General features: G+C 40.6%; 18 protein-coding genes and 1 riboswitch. Of the genes, 14 read left to right on the top strand and 4 right to left on the bottom strand.

Features of this window, described 5'->3' with window-relative positions; all coding sequences use genetic code 11:
* Window positions 1-14: 14 nt before the first annotated feature.
* Window positions 15-1,283, bottom strand: coding sequence for an ATP-grasp domain-containing protein (locus N780_RS11645; protein WP_036784094.1), 1,269 nt, complete (start codon window positions 1,281-1,283; stop codon window positions 15-17).
* A gap of 255 nt (window positions 1,284-1,538) precedes the next feature.
* On the opposite strand from N780_RS11645, the gene N780_RS11640 reads away from it, so the two are divergent.
* Entirely contained in the window at window positions 1,539-1,769 is a 231-nt protein-coding gene (locus N780_RS11640) for an excisionase family DNA-binding protein (RefSeq protein ID WP_036784092.1), read from the top strand.
* A gap of 34 nt (window positions 1,770-1,803) precedes the next feature.
* Window positions 1,804-2,856: a C45 family autoproteolytic acyltransferase/hydrolase gene (locus tag N780_RS11635; protein ID WP_036784090.1), complete on the top strand. Its 1,053-nt coding sequence runs from the start codon at window positions 1,804-1,806 to the stop codon at window positions 2,854-2,856.
* 331 nt (window positions 2,857-3,187) lie between these two features.
* On the opposite strand, the gene N780_RS11630 is transcribed toward N780_RS11635, so the two are convergent.
* The gene (locus N780_RS11630) at window positions 3,188-3,574 is read right to left on the bottom strand and encodes a Rid family detoxifying hydrolase (protein ID WP_036784087.1); all 387 of its coding nucleotides are present in this window, start codon (window positions 3,572-3,574) and stop codon (window positions 3,188-3,190) included.
* Window positions 3,575-3,862: 288 nt separating this feature from the next.
* A riboswitch (SAM riboswitch) is annotated at window positions 3,863-3,984 on the top strand.
* A gap of 123 nt (window positions 3,985-4,107) precedes the next feature.
* On the opposite strand from N780_RS11630, the gene msrA reads away from it, so the two are divergent.
* From msrA to N780_RS11610, 4 genes are all read left to right on the top strand, one after another.
* Window positions 4,108-4,578, top strand: a complete 471-nt coding sequence (gene msrA / locus N780_RS11625; RefSeq protein ID WP_036784085.1) for a peptide-methionine (S)-S-oxide reductase MsrA — start codon at window positions 4,108-4,110, stop codon at window positions 4,576-4,578.
* A gap of 422 nt (window positions 4,579-5,000) precedes the next feature.
* Window positions 5,001-6,050 carry an IS1595 family transposase gene (locus N780_RS11620; protein ID WP_036784083.1) on the top strand — a complete coding sequence of 350 codons (1,050 nt, stop codon included), beginning with the start codon at window positions 5,001-5,003 and terminating at the stop codon, window positions 6,048-6,050.
* Window positions 6,051-6,152: 102 nt separating this feature from the next.
* On the top strand, window positions 6,153-6,623 hold the full coding sequence (gene comJ, locus N780_RS11615) for a competence protein ComJ (protein ID WP_036784080.1): 471 nt from the start codon (window positions 6,153-6,155) through the stop codon (window positions 6,621-6,623).
* A 56-nt stretch (window positions 6,624-6,679) separates the two neighbouring features.
* The gene (locus N780_RS11610) at window positions 6,680-6,898 is read left to right on the top strand and encodes a DUF7660 family protein (protein ID WP_036784077.1); all 219 of its coding nucleotides are present in this window, start codon (window positions 6,680-6,682) and stop codon (window positions 6,896-6,898) included.
* A 429-nt stretch (window positions 6,899-7,327) separates the two neighbouring features.
* Here the strand turns inward: N780_RS11610 and N780_RS11600 are convergent, their stop codons facing one another.
* Complete coding sequence (locus N780_RS11600) at window positions 7,328-7,720, bottom strand: methyltransferase (RefSeq protein ID WP_036784073.1); 393 nt, start codon at window positions 7,718-7,720, stop codon at window positions 7,328-7,330.
* 123 nt (window positions 7,721-7,843) lie between these two features.
* On the opposite strand from N780_RS11600, the gene N780_RS11595 reads away from it, so the two are divergent.
* From N780_RS11595 to N780_RS11570, 6 genes are all read left to right on the top strand, one after another.
* Window positions 7,844-9,316, top strand: a complete 1,473-nt coding sequence (locus N780_RS11595) for a methyl-accepting chemotaxis protein (RefSeq protein WP_036784071.1) — start codon at window positions 7,844-7,846, stop codon at window positions 9,314-9,316.
* A gap of 89 nt (window positions 9,317-9,405) precedes the next feature.
* A complete protein-coding gene (locus N780_RS11590; protein ID WP_036784069.1) occupies window positions 9,406-9,732 on the top strand; it encodes a thioredoxin family protein in 327 nt (108 codons plus the stop codon).
* A gap of 224 nt (window positions 9,733-9,956) precedes the next feature.
* A complete protein-coding gene (locus N780_RS11585) occupies window positions 9,957-10,394 on the top strand; it encodes a hypothetical protein (RefSeq protein WP_036784067.1) in 438 nt (145 codons plus the stop codon).
* Between the two features lie 59 nt (window positions 10,395-10,453).
* Window positions 10,454-10,915, top strand: coding sequence for a DUF2188 domain-containing protein (locus N780_RS11580; RefSeq protein ID WP_036784065.1), 462 nt, complete (start codon window positions 10,454-10,456; stop codon window positions 10,913-10,915).
* A 96-nt stretch (window positions 10,916-11,011) separates the two neighbouring features.
* Complete coding sequence (locus N780_RS11575) at window positions 11,012-11,710, top strand: AIM24 family protein (RefSeq protein WP_036784063.1); 699 nt, start codon at window positions 11,012-11,014, stop codon at window positions 11,708-11,710.
* Window positions 11,711-11,791: 81 nt separating this feature from the next.
* Window positions 11,792-12,070, top strand: a complete 279-nt coding sequence (locus N780_RS11570) for a hypothetical protein (RefSeq protein WP_036784061.1) — start codon at window positions 11,792-11,794, stop codon at window positions 12,068-12,070.
* Between the two features lie 69 nt (window positions 12,071-12,139).
* Here the strand turns inward: N780_RS11570 and N780_RS19525 are convergent, their stop codons facing one another.
* Window positions 12,140-12,325 (bottom strand): CDGSH iron-sulfur domain-containing protein, encoded by a 186-nt coding sequence (locus N780_RS19525; protein WP_438942505.1) that lies wholly within the window; start codon window positions 12,323-12,325, stop codon window positions 12,140-12,142.
* A 129-nt stretch (window positions 12,326-12,454) separates the two neighbouring features.
* Here N780_RS19525 and N780_RS11560 point away from each other — a divergent pair, with 129 nt between their 5' ends.
* Both N780_RS11560 and N780_RS11555 read left to right on the top strand, forming a co-directional pair.
* The gene (locus tag N780_RS11560; protein ID WP_052115035.1) at window positions 12,455-14,173 is read left to right on the top strand and encodes a WG repeat-containing protein; all 1,719 of its coding nucleotides are present in this window, start codon (window positions 12,455-12,457) and stop codon (window positions 14,171-14,173) included.
* Between the two features lie 502 nt (window positions 14,174-14,675).
* Window positions 14,676-16,583, top strand: coding sequence for an ATP-binding protein (locus tag N780_RS11555; protein WP_036784057.1), 1,908 nt, complete (start codon window positions 14,676-14,678; stop codon window positions 16,581-16,583).
* The last annotated feature ends 91 nt before the right edge of the window (window positions 16,584-16,674 follow it).

The following is a 16,674-nucleotide window of genomic DNA, read 5'->3' as shown; positions in this document are numbered from 1 at the left end:
TTACTTTTAGAAACTTAACGGTAGAAATTATATTCTTCGTACAACTGTAGTAATCGACGCATTTCTTCGCTGTCCTCTCCGTGGAAGAAAATCGTTCCATAGTGATTGCCAAAGCCGATTCGCTCCGCTACTTTCCCTTGAGGAGGCGTAAACAGATCGTGCTTTTCAAAAAACGGATGTTCCTCAAGCTCTTCTGGAATGTTCAACTCTTCTACGTAATCTGTGTTTGGATGAACCATCAAGCATCCTGCATAACCGTCAAAATCAGTTGGGCTAGGGAAGAAGAGTTCTAGTTCTTCATCTGTGGTATTTGGATCGCTGCATAGAATTTGTGCTTCGTACGCACTAAATCCATACGCTTTTTCAATCAGGTCAAAAATATGTCCACCCGGAACTCGTGCAGCAACTTCCCCGAAGTGAAGGGTTCCATCTGGAGTTATAAAGTATTCCGGATGAATGACTCCATACTCGATTTCGAACGCATCGACGAGTTGTTGAACAGCTTTTTCGATGAGAGGACGCTTCTCTTCTAATGAAGGAGAAGCAGGGACGAAATTGGAATAGCCTAAGCGAATGTATTCGGTAATGTTTAAGAAACGAACTTTGCCTTTATGAACAAAAGCTTCACACGAAAACTCTTGACCGTCTAAGTGACTTTCCATAAGTAAAGGGAAGTCCTGATCCTGAAGCTTTTCAACATCTTCTTCTGTATTAATGGCTAAGTGACCGACAGACCCTGCTTTATCAAGAGGCTTAACGTGAATTGGGTCGTACACATCACCATCAATTTTAAGTAAGGCTTCATTTACTCGCTTTAAGAACCATTTCACATCTTCGATTGAGCGTGCTTCTTCAAATACTCCAACTTTAATACCGGCAATTTGAGCTTTACGCTTCATCATTCCTTTGTCGCGTAGCAATAGGGATCTGTTGAAGATCCGTGGTTCTTCTCTAAAACGGGCGTTTAGTGCGCCAGCCCATTCTACACACTCTTCGTAAAGAGGAACGGCTAATTCCGCACCTAGTGCTTTTAACTTCTTATACAATAAGTCAGATCCTTCATTTAGCTTATGAAAGTCCCACCCAACAAAAGCAATATCATGTTTTTCCGCATAAGATTCAAAATCTGGAGGTCCAACTACGACAAATGGTCGGTTTAGTCGAGCGGCTGCTTCGATAGCAGGTAGACTCCAACCGATTAAGGCAGTTAAATAAGGTTTTGTTTGTTCCTTTAAATCCGTTTCTTGTGTAGATGTTTCTCTTTCTAATTGATCAAGTTCCATATAAATCGCTCCTTTTAATCAATAAATGATGAAACGTTTGTGGAGAAGCATGATGATTGCCAAAATAAGTTTGGATGGAGTGCAGTGTTAGTTTAAACGTATCATAACTCGCAAAAAGAGTAAGCGCTTTATAGTCGATTCGACAAAACTAGTGTCAATTCTACAAGGATTTGATGAACATATACCGAACAATTGTGTTTTTGTGCTAGTTTTGGTAATTTGAACGTACGATACTGAAGTGTAGAAGGTGAATGCATGTATTTATCTATACAAGAAACAGCAGAGTACTTAGAGTTGCCTGTAGAATATATTGAAAAGCTTGTAAGGGCGGGGCGAATCCGTTCTATATTTGATGGTGAAGACTATCTGATTAACCAAAATCAGTTTACAACTCATTTTGAACAAGTCGAGAAGTATCGCCAATATATACAAGACTACTTAAATGAACCAATCCCAGAAGACCCAGACATTAAGGACGAGGATTAATATGGGAGAGGCCATGTAGAAAGGGAGCTTTGCATTGAAAGAAATCTATAGTGAAGTGCTGCAATATAGAGGGACGCATTATGACTTTGGCTATAAACAAGGGGAACTCTTAAAGGATTCATTAACTGTGCGAAACAGAGAGAAGCAGTGGAAGATTCGAAAACCGCGTTTTACGGTGGAGGAAGAGGAAGTGAAACATGCTATTAAGCGGTTTGCTCCTGGTATTTGGGATGAATTATTAGGGCTTAGAGATGCTCTCGATTGGACGATGGAGAGGGTGATGATGGAGTTTGGTGGATATCGCGTCGAGTATGTAAAATCGGGCTGTTCCATCTTAACAGGCGATGGTTACATGATTCGTAACTACGACTATCAACCCAAAACATACGAAGGTCGTTATGTTTTCTATCAGCCAACCGATGGAGGATACGCGATAGCTGGGCCCTCACAGCGTGTAACGGGCAGAATGGACGGCATTAATGAAAAAGGCTTAGCCCTAGGATATAACTTTATGCACCGCAAGAAGCCAGGTAATGGATTTATTTGTTGCATGATTGGACGCTTAATTCTTGAATCCTGTGCAAATGTGGACGAAGCAGTTGCGATGCTTAAAGAAATTCCTCATCGCCATTCCTTCAGCTATATCGTTTATGATGGCAAAGGCGAGACCTATGTTGTAGAAACATCCCCTAGAGGTGTTGAGGTGCGCGAATCGAATGTATGCACGAATCATTTCGAAATTATGAAAGATGAAAATCGAAATTACTTAAAGGATTCTGAGCGTCGTATGGATGTGATCAATGAGGAGAAAGGGCAACTCTCAAATGGGTACGAGGCTTTTCGACTTATGAATGATTCCGACCGAGGTGTATTCTCAAAGCAATATAGGAACTGGGCAGGAACGATTCATACCTCCGCCTACTTCCCGAAGAGCCTTACAGCCTGGATGGCCCTTGGCGGTGACAGAGAACCGGTCGAATTTGACTTTGCTCACTGGTTGCAAGGAAATGACCTGGACATCTCACGCATCTATGGCGAAGTCGACACAGACTTACCATTTGTCCATATGGACGAAAACGCACGCTAACAAAGAAGGGCCACCTAAAAAGGTGGCCCTTCTTTGTTGCTGTAGGGTGTTTCCGTTCGCTTTAGTTGAGTGTAAGGTGGTTCGGAAGTATGCTAAACGAGAGGGAGCCCTCCTGGTTCTAAGTGCGGGTCCGTTTCCCCCATTTACGATCAGGGCTGGCTGGAGGACGGCGAGACTCCCGCGGGACAAGGAGCCTAGGGAAGACCCCACAGAGAGCGTTAGCGAACGAGGAGGCTTCCCAGCTCCCCGCAGGAAAGCGAGTTGTCCTCCAGCCAGCCCAAGCTCTTTTACCGTAACGGACCTTCTCTGCCCATAGTCACCTTTGGATTGCTTAAGCGTCTGAGCGGTGGGCGACTACTTCTACTTCGACTTTAACATCTTTCGGCAGACGACTTACTTCAATAGCTGCTCGTGCTGGGTAAGGTTCTTGAAGGAAGCTGGCATAGATTTCATTCACCGTTTGAAAGTCTTCCATAGAAGCAAGATAAATATTCGCCTTAGCGATATGCGCATAGTTAAGGCCTGCTTCTTCTAAGATTGCTCCAACGTTCTTCATCACTTGTGTCGTTTGTTCGCTCACATCTTCTGAAACAATTTCCATCGTGCTTGGGTTTAATGGAATTTGTCCGGATACGAATACAATTTGACCAAGGTCAATTGCTTGAGAATAAGGACCGATCGCTTCTGGTGCGTTGTTTGTTGAAATTGCTTTAACCATTTTGAAAAACTCCTTTACTATTTAATGGGACGGTATGTGAGGGAGTCCACCCCTATGATTGAAGCCCTCATTATTTATAAAAAGTCTAATGGACACGCATAAAAGCGATGAACTTCTTATATAATGAGGATACAAAAGTTGATGAAAACTTGCGTGACAAGTACGCCTATCATACCACATATTATCAGAAAATTTTAACGATCCAAATTTTTAGGTGCATACCACTTTACTTCACTAATGGGATCATGTATGATTTGGGATAACATAAAATTTTAAATAGCGATAAACTTCTTATCCAGAGAGGCGGAGGGACTGGCCCTTTGATGCCCGGCAACCATCGAGTCGATGAATACAATTGACAAGAACGGTGCCAATTCCTGCAGGAACAATATGTTCTTGGAAGATGAGAGGATCGTACGGATATACACTTACGAGCCCTTTCTTGGATAAAAGAGAGGGCTCTTCTATATGTAAGAGGCCGCGATCGTACTCTCGAAGAAAGAAGTGTCGTTTTCAGAAAGGGAGAGATTAGAATGGCAACAGCAGTATTTGCAGCAGGATGTTTTTGGGGAGTAGAGGCTTATTTTGAACGAATTGAAGGTGTGAAAGCGACACGCGTCGGATTCATGGGTGGCACTGTTGCAAACCCTTCTTATCAACAAGTGAAAGCGGGAGGGACTGGTCATGCGGAAGCGACGAAAGTTGAATTCGATCCAAGCCTGATTTCCTATAGCGAACTTGTCGATCACTTCTTTGAATGCCACAACCCTACACAGCGTAATCGTCAGGGCGAAGACGTTGGTTCACAGTATCGATCTGTTATTTTTGCAGCAGAAAATCAAAAAGTGATTGCAGCTAATAAGATCACGGAATGGAACAACAAAGGCATCTTTAAGAGCGAGATTGTTACGGAAGTTAATGAAGTTACAGAGTTTTACGACGCTGAAGAGTATCATCAGAAGTATCTTCAGAAGAATGGCTCCGTTTCTTGCGGAATTGGCTAAGGTAGCCTAACTTGTGTTTCTTCTGAACATATGATACTTTATTCTCAATGCCACCTCGTAATCGATACGACTGCGGGAACTTAACCATCCGTTTGAGGTGGCAGGTTACATAATGATTCATTCTAAAGGCGATGCGAACCGTTATTCATAACGGTACGCATCGCCTTTTTTTAACTGGCTTAATAATTGCTGCGGTATATATAAATAGGAGTTGTGGTATTCCAAGAACTCACTTGAACGGAAGATGAGGGAGTTATTCCGGGTAAGGAAAAGGTGTTGGAAATGACAATTCCTCTATAGTCAGACAGTGTTATGGAAAGTTCTCTCATTGCTTTAGTAAAAGGCTCTGTTAAAGTTTGTTGTTGATAATTGCTTAAATCGAACAAATGTTCTATAATGGAGTCACCAAATATGGGGTAGTGATGACTGTGAGAGCAAGCGATATCCTTAAAGCCATTCAAAAACTTAATCCTTCGGAGAAGCATCGTTTACGAGAATATTTAATAGACGCTCTTACTGCGTCATCCTTAACAGGAACCGTACTGGATGAAATATCAGAACGTAAAAATAAGGATGGCTATCGTTGCCCTGATTGCGAGTCAGAACATATTGTACGCTTTGGTAAATACTCCACTATCGTAGACGGTGAAGAAGTGAAGAAACAACGTTATCGCTGTAAAGCCTGTCGAAAGACTTTTACTGACCTCACCAATACGGCATTATATAGAACTCGTCATCTCAATCGTTGGATGAAGTTTATTGAATGTATGATAGAAGGCTATTCACTTCGTAAATCAGCAGAGTTGATTGGTGGCGTTACTCATGTGACCTTGTTCTATTGGAGGCACAAGCTCTTGTCGGCATTAAAGCAAATGAAAAGTTCAAAATTCCAAGGTATCGTTGAAATGGACGAGACCTATTTCCTGTACTCTGAAAAGGGGAAAAGAAAGATAAAGGATAGAAAGCCTCGTAAACGTGGCGAGTCCGCAAAGAAACGTGGCATAAGCAACGAACAGGTATGTGTCTTAGTCGCAAGAGACCGTGACAAAATGACCTTTTCCCAGACGTTAGGGATGGGGCGATTAACAAAAGAGCAATTAGACAAAGCCATCGGGCATAAACTTTCCCACGAGAATGTATTATGCACCGATGCTTGGCGTGCCTTTAAAACCTATGCTGCTGAAAAGGAGTTATCGATTTACCAATTCAAATCTGACGGTAAAGTTCGCACCAAAGGTCTTTATCACATCCAAAACGTTAACAATTACCACCGAAGACTTAAAGGGTGGATACAGCGATTTAACGGTGTGGCAACCAAGTATCTGAACAATTATCTTGCGTGGTTTCAAGTATTAGAGAGCATCCATCACCAAAGAAACGAAGTCACAATGAATGAAATGATAATAAAAGGAAATTTAATTCCAAGTGTGGAAACTTATGATACACTAAGATTGTCTAAGTTTACTGTGTAAAGGTTATTTCTTTATTCAACTAACGGGCAGTTTAGTGCAAGAAGAAATTTCTGATAAAATGCAGGGTATAATAGATTTATTATTTTTTAAAGGATTGATTAAATGAATGAGATGACTTTTGAAAGTGATATTCTCTATTCACAATTAGCAGTATTTCAGTATGGTTTAGAAAACCCCTTTAATGACTGGAATGACACTCATGTTAACCAAGGTTTTGCATGGAGAGAAGGTTCTGTATCTTTTGGAACTCTTTCTAATGATGAAGAATGCAAAATTACCGTGAGAGTTACTGATAAAAAAGAAGTGGATATCGATGCTATTAGGGCAATAGCTGTACCTCTTTATATCAATAACAAAGGAATTGAAGTTGGCACTATCATGGAAACAAAAGTTATTGATATAGAAGAGGGAATGTATGAATTACTCTTTACCGTTAAACGATTAGAAAATGGATTAGGTCATTATTCATTTTCCTTCATAAAAAATAATAATCCTATGGCGAATATTATCAAAGTAGATGAAGAACTTAATCCACCATCAGTGTTGGTGATGAACGCTGAACCAGCAATATAAAAAGTTCAGTAAGTGGTGGCTTCTCTTCAATATAGAAAGGTTGTTAGTAATACTAAATGGAAATTGAAAGCATTAAAAGTAAAGAAGAACTGATTTCCTTTATTGATAATTTAATGGATGATTTGGTGACTAATCAAACCGAGTGGGAAAATCTAACCCTTGGAGATTACTTGGAAGCAATTAAAGGTTGGGTAGAGGATACAAATTCTTTACCAAGTAATCCAAACTGGACTACCATTGCTAAAATTTTAATGGCAGGGAAGTTTTATGAATAACTTTCTTATTGCGTTAACGGGTGCAATTATTTAGCAAGAATAGTCATCTTTTTCTACTTTAAATTACTAAGAAATATTGTATTATACACTTGAAGAGATTTATACATAATGGAGAGATTTTATGAAGAATGTTTTGATAGGTATTTTAGTATTTGTAATAGGTTATATGATAATTGGGATTTTCGCTAATTACGAAGGAGGTAAAATAGAGTTATCATATTATGCAGCTATTGCATTTTCTCTTGTTTATTTAGCTAGTGTCATAACAGTTTGTACTGGTTTTATCGTTAGTGCATTGAAGAAGTATTCAAACATACAGTAGCTACACGATATAACTAAAGGGTGCGTTAGTTTAATAAGACAATAAAACAAACAGAACTTCCAATTATATGGAAGTTCTGTTTTTTCTATAAATATCAACACTTAACTTTAACAGAGCCTAGTAAAAAGATAACAGTAAATAAGATCAAATTGTTCAGGTGAAGCGGTAAAGAAATCTTTTTTAATGACAATTACATTTGAGTATCCTCTTAGACGAACCATCCCTTTCATATAGAGGAATGGTATAAGAGATGTTTCATAGGCGTAGACTTTTGCACTTTTGAACTCTTTTGCGAAAGCGAAAGCCATCGTTCCCCACCCAGCACCGAAATCAGCGACTGTAAAAGGGGGAGATGCATGTACTTGTCTTACTACTTCTTTCTTAACATTTGGATGAGTAGGTGTTGGAGTAATCCCATTGGTAATGGAGCGGATCAATAATGAGATAAAAATAAATGTAATGATAGCCAATAGGATGAGGGTTATAGCATTAGAGATCATAGAAGAATGATTCCTTTCTGATATATTTTTGATCGTGTTCTACAAAATTTGCCATATTATCTTAATCACACGCTCTAAGCTGTCGATAAAAAGAAAAAGACATCTTCTGGAGGTACAATATTTATGAATGTTACAGAAATGCGTTTACAGGATGTGAAAAAGAAAAATGTATTGATGACCGCCACTTACAGTGTAGCTATGTTGTCAGCACTATCCCTATCTTTACAGGAGGGAGCACTTCTTCGTTCATCGATTTATGGAACGGAGTTGGCGTTGTTTTGGATTTTGCTTTTTGTTCTGCAACGCATCATACATAAACCAAAAGCTTTTTCTTATATCGCAGTGCTTATGCCGATTGTCGGGTACGCTTTATTAATCTATGTAGAGGGTGGCTCCCTTTCAGGTGACCTAATCTTGTTGTTCCTTGCTGTCTTTTCAGCCGTTCACTTGGATCGTAAAACGTTTGCTATAGGGTATGTTTTTGGATTAATTACCTTAATTGCAAGTCATACTTGGCCTAACCCACAACAAGCTGATTTGATGAATACGATCTTCCCAACTATAACGTTAATCTATGTGTTAATGGGAGTCATTTTAGGTGTGATGGTCTATTTGGCAGAACGGACATTTAAAAAACTTGAGACAATTCTCGATACCACTGAACAGGAGCGAGAGCTTCAAGCTAAGCAGAAGGAAAAACTTGAGAAGGAGGCTACACTTATTGCGGAAAACATTACCCGTGTTAACGATCAGGTTCAGATAAACGTTCAGGCACAAGGGGAAATGAAAACAGCCGTTCAAGAGGTGTCAGCTGGTGGCCAAAGTCAAAGTGAGCAAATTGCAGATATATCGGAACACGCTCAAAGTACAATGACAACCATTTCTCAAATGAAAGAGTCACTAACTGTACTTCAGTCAGAAACGAATCAAGCGTCTGAAGAGATTAATGGAGGTCAACAACGTATTTACCATCTTGAAACTGAAATGAATGAGTTGCGAAGTGTGATTCGCATGCTCAATGATACATTTAATATTTTAACGGGTAAAATTAAAGAAACGAATCAATTTACTGAAGATATTCAGCAAATCACAGAACAGACGAACCTTCTTGCCCTTAATGCATCGATCGAAGCAGCAAGAGCCGGAGAAGCAGGGAAAGGCTTTTCAGTAGTAGCTGAAGAGATTCGTAAGTTGGCAGAGGTGACGGGTCAGTCAGCCAAGAAGATTACCACTAATCTTGGAGAATTAAATGATAGCAATGCACAAGCGTTAAGTCAGATGAACACAGGTAGTGAAAAGCTCGATGAAAGTGTAGAGACCATGAACGAAGTTATTTCTTCGTTTGAACGTATTCAGTCATCATTACGCCATGTTAAAGAACGCACAGATGAATGTAACACAATAAGCGAGGATGTCGAAAACCGATCGCGCCAAGTAGAAGCGGCAACGAGCGAGCTAGCTGCCATTATTGAACAAGCTTCTGCGAGCATGGAAGAGATGAGTGCCACGATTGAGAGCCTTAATGAAGATAGTGAGAAGATAGGTGCTTATATTAATGACACTTCGACAAGTGCCAGGCAGCTCATATCCCTTTAAGTCACATACCCCCATGAGCATATATGGAGTAACGTTCCTGCTCTTGTGGTACACTACGAGTATTCGATTATATGTTAGGTGGTGTACCTATGAAACATGTTCAAACAATGGAAGAGATCCACTCAACCATTGGACAAGATGGATTAAACCTCTTATATATTTCAAGGCCAGGATGTTCGGTGTGCCATGCCCTTCTACCACAAATTGATGAGGTGTTAGAGCAATACCCTGCCGTTCAAGCTGTCCATGCAGATGCAGATGAAATCCCTGAAATAGCGGGAGAATTTTCTATCTTTACTGTGCCTGTCGTAATGGTTTATGCAGATGGGAAAGAGCAATTCCGTAAAGCTCGTTTCGTACCTGTGGATGAATTCGAAGAGCAATTAGCAAAGTTAAACCGCCTTATTAATGAATAATTGAAGAACCTCGTTCATTCCTTAGAATGAACGAGGTTTTTATAGTTGGAAACTCAGAATTATTGAGTGATAAGCTTTCTGTTATCCTTTCTTTTTCAACATACATACATGATAGAATACTAATAAAGCAAATGTATTCCTCTGTGAAAACTATGTAAACTCTAGGAGTGAAGAGGAAATACTAGAAGGTGTCACGAAGATAATGAAGAGAGGATTGATCCAGCATGATTTACGCGCTTTTTGCGGTTATAGCCCTTTTCTTAGCGTATATGATTATTCGTACGGATCGTAAGAGAGAAGAGGTTGAGGAAGAGGGACATATGTCCATCATTAGCAATTATATCGTTATGGAAATAGAAGATGAAGAGCAATTTGAGAAGTCATTTCAACCATTGAAAGAGCTTTCCGAGCAATATTCGTGGTTCGAGCCTGGCCATATGCTTTGCAGAGTTGATCTGTACGGGGATCACTATGAGGAAACGTGGGAGGGACTTCTTGCAAATACTCGCTATAATAAGGAACAAGAGCCGTACTTCTTGTTTTTCGAGCATAAGATTCATGCGGTAACTCAATCTGACTTACCGTGGAAAGCGTTGGTTTTTGAGACGGCAAGTCTTGATGAAGCGAAGCAGTTCGTGAGTGGTTACGGTCGTTTGAAATAGGTTTACATTTGCTCCTAATGCGGTAATCTGTAAGAAAAAGGTTACCGGAGGTGGGCGATATGCCTTGGGATACAAATGATTATCCAAGTTCATTGAAGAATTTAGACACGCCTGTAAGAAAGAAAGCAATCGATATTGCGAATGCGATGTTAGATGATGGCTATGACGAAGACCGGGCTATTCCAATTGCCACAGAACAAGCGAAAGAATGGTATGACAATGCAAGTGATAAAGAAATCAATCAAGTGAACCAGATGAGTGATCAGGATTTAAAGAGCCGTGATGATCGAGACAAGCAGTCTGATCCTCGACCTGAACTTCTTGAAAAAGGAGAGCATGTTGTAGCTCATGAAGATGGATGGGCCGTTCAAACGGAGCAGGCGAAAAAGCCTTCCGATGTATTTGAGCAAAAGCAAGATGCTATTGACCGTGCTGAGGAAATTGCTCAAAACAAAGGAACGAAAGTCATTATCCATAAAAAAGATGGCAGTATCCAGAAACAAACATCATACGATTCATAATTACCAAAGCTGTCTCATACAACAAAGGTGGGACAGCTTTATTTTAAATCTGGCAAAGAGACTAGAGTTTATACTTAATAGAGGAGAGGTTGACTTATGAAACAGAACTATTCCATTGATGAGTTTATTCGGCAGACAAAACAGGATGAATCGGAGAATGATTACTTTGAGTTAGAAACTCCTCGTATGCTTGAGGTTAATTTAAATGGTGATGTGTGGGCAAAGATGGGGTCTATGATTTCTTATAATGGATCCATTCGATTTGAGCGTGAAGGAATCCTTGAACATGGAATTGGAAAGATGTTTAAGAAAGCTTTTTCAGGAGAAGGTGCTTCTCTGATGAAGGCAGATGGAAATGGAAAGCTTTATTTAGCGGATCAGGGAAAGAAGATTACCATCCTTCATCTGAATAATGAAGCCATTACGGTAAATGGCAATGACCTTCTTGCTTTTGAACCTGGCATCGATTGGGACATTAAGTTGATGAAAAAGGTAGCTGGCATGATGTCTGGAGGGCTCTTTAATATTCGGTTAGAAGGTCGCGGACTTGTAGCTATAACCTCTCACTACGAGCCTTTAACCCTTTTAGTTACACCGGATCAACCTGTTATGACGGACCCTAACGCCACCGTGGCTTGGTCTGGGCATTTGCAGCCTGAATTTAAAACCGATGTCACGTTGAAGAGCTTCTTTGGACGTGGGAGTGGAGAGTCTATTCAGATGAAATTCTCTGGCGAAGGTTTCGTGATCGTTCAACCTTTTGAAGAAGTCTACTATTCTCAATCTAACCAGTAAGTAAATCAGCGCTGCTACTCCAAGTATGTTTCCGACTCCATTCGTTCATACTGATAGAAAAAAAGGCAAGGAGTGGCAGGCTTGAAGCATCAACTGAAACGAATTGAGCGTAGTGGCAACCGCAGAGCTGAACACAAGCTCGTGGGCGTAAGTGTTGGGGAACGTGAGGAATGGCTATGGACGGCTTTTGTAAAGAAAGGGAACGTTGGATGGGTATTTGTATCGAGCCGCCCGAAAATGATGAATAGCAGAGAAGTAGAATGGAAGAGTCAACAAACTGTTCCGCCAGATGTGAACCGATTCATATCGGAACTGGCACAAAAAGTCGATGCATTGTTTAAAGTAAATGAAGTCTCTTAATAAAAGCGACCTTTCTTGTTTAAGAAAGGTCGCTTTTTGTGCGTAATATGATTTTTATATACCTGAACCTTATTCGCTGGCGCGGGATTCGTCTTTAAAAACGCCTTTATGTGCTCCGTCACAAAAGGGTTTGTTATTAGATCGCCCACACCTGCATAGGGAGCACCCTTTTTTCGTAGTAAATGGTTTGCCTGTAGCATCTTTAAGTGTGAAGTCCCCCGTTACGAATAAAGGGCCGTTGTCTCTAACTTTTATATCCGCGATCTTGATCTCCTCCTTTTTGTCACTATATGTTAATTGGCTAACTTTTACGACAGTCTAAGCACATTATGCAAATGGGCGAATAAACTAATGTAAACGTGTTCATTTAGGGGGGGAGCTGCTATGTCTATCAAGCGATTTCCGGTATTGGTTCAAACGGATGAGGGGGAAAAATGGGGATATATTGATCGTAAAGGCGACATTAAAATTGCGCCTAAGTACTCATATGCAAGGGATTTTCAGAATAATGGGTTAGCAGTAGTGGAAGTGGATCAGCGAAATGGAGTTATTAATATAAAAGGCGAATATGTTGTTGAACCTATATATGAATCCATTACGGGATTCAGTGAAGGGCGAGCAGCCGTTTATAGAAATAATGGGTTTCAGGTTATTAATGAGAAAGGGACGATCCTCACACCCAAAGCCTACTCTTACATTGGAGAGTATCAAAATGGTTTAGCCTTATTTAGTGAAGAGAAAGAAGGAACGACGTATTACGGTTATTTAAATAATCAGGGGCAAGAAGCAATTCCTGCTCAATACTTGTCCGGTGACCCATTTAAAGATGCGAGGGCAGTTGTGCAGGTCAAGGAGAATCAATACGCTTTAATTAACCGAGATGGAAATCCTTTTTATACCTATAATTACCCGTATGTTGGCAATTATGGCGAAGGAATGCTCGCCTTTCAACAAGATAAGGGTGGGAAATACGGTTATATTAACGAAAGAGGACGGGTGGTCATTGAACCTTCTTATGATTACGTGCAGGCTTTTAAAGAAGGGCGTGCAGTTGTCACCGTGACTGAAGATTATATCTTTAAGTATGGACTGATTGACCCAAAAGGCAACCAAATCTTACAACCTGTTCATGATGATATCAATCGGTTGGGGGAGAAGAGGATAGCGATCGGCAAAGCCATTGTCCCTGACCAACCGTATCTTGGGAGTAAATATGCTATAGCGGATTTAAATGGTGACCTTTTATCTCCATTTCGTTATCAAAATGTATTGGACTATGAGAAAGGATTGGCATCCGCCCATGATGATGAGAATACATTTTTCCTTAATCGTAAAGGAAATATTGCGCAAAACAAACCGGTCTTGCCAGGGCAAGGCAGCCTCTCGATAGAAGGCCCTCTTATTAAAGCTATGATTGACTATGAGCTTCTCTATTTAACACAAGAAGGGGAAGTGATATGGAGGCCAAAGAGGACAATAAGACTGAATAACCAGTTTCGAATTTTGAAGATGAAGTACAAACCAAATATCGATTATCTCGTCTACTACCCAGTCGTAAGAGGGATGGATGATACGGCTGTTCAAAAAGAAGTCAACGAAACATTAAAAGAGATGTCACAGGTTAAGGAAATCCCAAAAGAAAAGAAGCTCGATTACAGCTATTTCGGTGATTTCGCGATAGATTATTTCCATAAAGATCTTGTCGTTATTGAATTAAACGGCTCGCAATATTACTTTGGAGCTGCTCATCCTATGCCAACAAAACGGCATGCTAACCTGAATCTGGTTGATGGTACAATCTATCAACTATCGGATCTCTTCAAAGAAGGAAGCTCTTATGCTGAAGTATTAACAAAGCTAGTCAATGAGCAGATTAGAGAAGAGGATGACTCTTATTATTTTGACGATGTAGATGTGAAAGTAGATCCCGATCAGCCGTTTTATGTGAACGATACATCTTTGTTCTTGTATTATGCCCCTTATGAAATTGCTCCTTATGTAGCAGGTTTCCCTACGTTTGAAATACCATTTGAGCGTATCAGCGAACTTATTGATTATAACGGGTCCTTCTGGAGGTCCTTCCATAGCAATATGACCAACTAGGGCTTTGCCTTGGTTGGTCTTTTTTTGCTCTCTTGTTCAAGAATGGGGAATTAATCTTGAAGACACGAAGCTGAGAGAATGTTCCCGTATGCGTTATTGGGGGGGAGGTGGTTCGGGAAATCACTCGCTTTCCGCGGCGAGCTGGGGAGCCTCCTCAGTCGCATTCGCTCCCTCCGGGGTCTCCCCTAGGCTCCTACTGCCGCAGGAGTCTCGCAATTTCCCGAACCACCTCTGCCGTATAAGGTGTGACGGGAACATGCCGTACAGGGTGACACCAGATCTCTTGATGCGGTGTGGGGCCGTTCACCTCAAGCCCAAGCACTCATGAACGTAACGGGCCTTTTCGGCTCATTTATTGAGGTTTTTGTCGAATGGTAGCGAATAACCGAAAATACCCTCGAATCTATACAAACTTTTACTTATTTAGTATATGATGAGAGTACTATTATACGTGTACTTGATGAGAAAGAACTACGCGATCAAGGAAAAGAGAGGGATGTGTGTGGTTCAAACTGAAAAGGTGGAAGAGCACTTTCTTATAGACGAGTGTTTGGAAATGTTTAATGTAGCGGGGAAGTGGCTGTGTTTATTAAATGAAGAGAAAGGTGAGGTACGAGTTAATGAACAATTCATGGAGTTGTTCAAGTTAGATCACTCGGTGATTAATCGTGATGAGTGGATATCTATGTTTAACGAAAGGGGACAAAGTGGGCTTGAGGATGATGGTGGTGACACTTCTGTAGATGTTTTTATGACGAGTCCTGAGGGGATTAGATTTGAAGGGGTTATGAAGAGGCTTTCTTCTAACAGAGTTATGGTTACGGGTTCCCCTTCCTTGGCGAATGAAAGCAAAGGGAGCTATCAGATTGATGGTCAATTAGGGACGATTCCGGCTTCGCAATCAGTCGATCATTTTATGACTTGGCTTTCTTTGATAGATGACCAACTGAATAACCAATCCTTAAATACTAAGAGTTTAGAACGGTTTCTTGAAGCACCAGGTGGAAGTTCGGTTGTCTATAATCGTTTGAAAGAAGTTGTGGAGCACATTCCTCATGGATTCGCGGTGATCAGTAGGGACTGGGAGATTTTGTACGTGAACCCTACGCTTGAAGAAATACTCGGCCGTTCTTCAGAAACGTTGTGCAATCACAATTTGTGGGAGGTATTCCCAAGTGATGTCTATCAAAACTACTACCTTCATTTCAAACAAGCTTTTCAACTGAATCAGGTTGTAAAGTTCCAAGATTATATTTATGGGAGAGGTAGGGTGGTGGATGTTACTGCTTACCCTTCTAATGATGAACTTACTGTCTTTATTCAGGATATTACAGAGGTAAATACCTACATTCATGCGTTGCAGGAAACAGAGGAACGTTTTTCATTACTGGCTGATAACATTAATGAAGCATTCTGGGTTCTGTCATCCAATTTCCAAACATGGGAGTACATGAGTCCAACATTTGAATCAATTTTTGGTCTCTCAATAGGAGATGTTGAGAGGGATTATACTACATGGTTAGACCGCATTCATGTGGGGGATAGGGATCGTGTAGTGAGAGCCTTCCGTCAAATGGGGGCCGAGAAGACGGCATGTGAATACCGATTTGAGTATGAGCCGGGTGTGTGGAAGTGGATCCGTACAAAAGGCTACCCTTTAGAGAAAGCAGAAAGGGTTATGATTGTTGGGGTTCATGAAGATATCACGGATATTAAAGAAAAAGACGAGCTTATTGCTCGGTCTGAACAGTTTGAGACGATTACGCGTGTTGCTGCCGGAATTGCTCACGAAATCAAGAATCCTCTCACGTCTATTAAAGGCTTTTTACAATTGATGATGTCAGGACAAGCCAATAATGGGCAATATGGGGATATCGTTTTCTCAGAATTATCTCGAATTGAAGCGATTGTGAATGAATTTATGTTGTTAGCTAAACCGGAACAGGAAGTTGAGCTTGAAGATACAAATCTTATTGATGTTATCCATTATGTCCTTGCTCTATTTCGAGCTCAATGTCGCCAAGGTGGCATTAAAGTGACAACAGATTTTGATGCAGCAATACCAGACCTCCCTTCAGATCCGAAGCGATTAAAACAAATCTTTATTAACATTGTAAAAAATGCGATTGAAGCTATGGAAGGCCCTGGGGACCTTACAGTAGTCGGAATATATAAGGCTGATATAGATAGTGTTGTCATTAACATCTCTGATAGCGGAAAAGGAATTGAGCCAGAAAAACTCAAAAGAATCGGTGAACCCTTCTTCACGACAAAGGAAAAGGGGACAGGTCTTGGTATGATGGTCACTACTAAATTTATTGAGAGCTTAGGGGGTACCATTCGATATAAAAGTACAATCGGGTATGGTACAACAGTTACGATTACATTACCTTTCATACATTCAGATTAAAAATCGGAGCACCTTAAAGGGGGGCCGATTTTTTTTGCCACGCCATAGGCAAAGATCCCCCAAACATTAGATTCATAAATGCTTGGGGGAT

The organism is Pontibacillus chungwhensis BH030062 (assembly GCF_000770675.1).
In the GTDB taxonomy this organism is placed as follows: domain Bacteria; phylum Bacillota; class Bacilli; order Bacillales; family BH030062; genus Pontibacillus; species Pontibacillus chungwhensis.
The sequence above is the reverse complement of the archived record's forward strand: the minus strand, read 5'-3'. Positions and strand labels throughout refer to the sequence as shown.

What these genes read in the sequence shown, in the direction of transcription:
- N780_RS11645 (WP_036784094.1), bottom strand. Translation starts at nt 1,283, where the DNA reads ATGGAACTTGATCAATTAGAAAGAGAAACATCTACACAAGAAACGGAT.
- N780_RS11640 (WP_036784092.1), top strand. Translation starts at nt 1,539, where the DNA reads ATGTATTTATCTATACAAGAAACAGCAGAGTACTTAGAGTTGCCTGTA.
- N780_RS11630 (WP_036784087.1), bottom strand. Translation starts at nt 3,574, where the DNA reads ATGGTTAAAGCAATTTCAACAAACAACGCACCAGAAGCGATCGGTCCT.
- msrA (WP_036784085.1), top strand. Translation starts at nt 4,108, where the DNA reads ATGGCAACAGCAGTATTTGCAGCAGGATGTTTTTGGGGAGTAGAGGCT.
- N780_RS11620 (WP_036784083.1), top strand. Translation starts at nt 5,001, where the DNA reads ATGACTGTGAGAGCAAGCGATATCCTTAAAGCCATTCAAAAACTTAAT.
- comJ (WP_036784080.1), top strand. Translation starts at nt 6,153, where the DNA reads ATGAATGAGATGACTTTTGAAAGTGATATTCTCTATTCACAATTAGCA.
- N780_RS11610 (WP_036784077.1), top strand. Translation starts at nt 6,680, where the DNA reads ATGGAAATTGAAAGCATTAAAAGTAAAGAAGAACTGATTTCCTTTATT.
- N780_RS11600 (WP_036784073.1), bottom strand. Translation starts at nt 7,720, where the DNA reads ATGATCTCTAATGCTATAACCCTCATCCTATTGGCTATCATTACATTT.
- N780_RS11595 (WP_036784071.1), top strand. Translation starts at nt 7,844, where the DNA reads ATGAATGTTACAGAAATGCGTTTACAGGATGTGAAAAAGAAAAATGTA.
- N780_RS11590 (WP_036784069.1), top strand. Translation starts at nt 9,406, where the DNA reads ATGAAACATGTTCAAACAATGGAAGAGATCCACTCAACCATTGGACAA.
- N780_RS11585 (WP_036784067.1), top strand. Translation starts at nt 9,957, where the DNA reads ATGATTTACGCGCTTTTTGCGGTTATAGCCCTTTTCTTAGCGTATATG.
- N780_RS11580 (WP_036784065.1), top strand. Translation starts at nt 10,454, where the DNA reads ATGCCTTGGGATACAAATGATTATCCAAGTTCATTGAAGAATTTAGAC.
- N780_RS11575 (WP_036784063.1), top strand. Translation starts at nt 11,012, where the DNA reads ATGAAACAGAACTATTCCATTGATGAGTTTATTCGGCAGACAAAACAG.
- N780_RS11560 (WP_052115035.1), top strand. Translation starts at nt 12,455, where the DNA reads ATGTCTATCAAGCGATTTCCGGTATTGGTTCAAACGGATGAGGGGGAA.